Source organism: Kineosphaera limosa NBRC 100340, from assembly GCF_000298215.1.
GTDB classification, from domain to species: Bacteria; Actinomycetota; Actinomycetes; order Actinomycetales; family Dermatophilaceae; genus Kineosphaera; species Kineosphaera limosa.
Genome location: NZ_BAHD01000068.1, coordinates 1 through 520, shown reverse-complemented (window position 1 = coordinate 520; position 520 = coordinate 1). Strand labels below are relative to the sequence as shown.

Sequence of the window (520 nt, the reverse complement as noted above, 5' to 3'; positions counted from 1 at the left end):
AGTGTTGCTCGGTGTGCCTAGCGGTGGCGGGGGTCGGGCGCGAGGTACGGGCCGCGTCTCGGGGTAGCTAGGCCCAGGGAGCAGCATGTTGCCCGGTGCGCCTAGCGGAGGCGGGGGTCAGGTGCGCTCCTCGGAGGCGCCGCCGCGGGTGGCGTTGTGCAGGCGGATCGTGGCCCACAGGAGCGCCAGGGCGAGGGCCGCCGCGGCGCGGGCCAGCTCGGGGGCGGTGCCGCTAGTGGCGGCTGCGGGCAGCAGGATGCCGACGACGAACGCCAGGGCGGCCGGGGTCACGAGACGCAACGCGAGCAGCTGCGGCCCCGAGCCGGGCATGAGCAGCGCCAGGCTCGCGGGCGGTCGGAACGCCCCCATCCACGTCGTGGCGGTGGTCGTCAACGTGCCCGTCAGGCCCAGCGCGAGCACGAACACGGCCGCTCGCGCGGGGTCGGCACCGACGCCGGCGGCGACAGCGGCGCCGGACACGAGCCACGCCGCCAACGTCAGCGCGGCGGGCGTGATCGTG

The 520-nt window shown here is 76.5% G+C and carries 1 pseudogene; it reads right to left on the bottom strand.

The features are described from left to right. Positions 1-117 precede the first annotated feature (117 nt). Positions 118-520 (bottom strand): annotated as a pseudogene (locus KILIM_RS16975) (hypothetical protein); the annotation flags it as partial.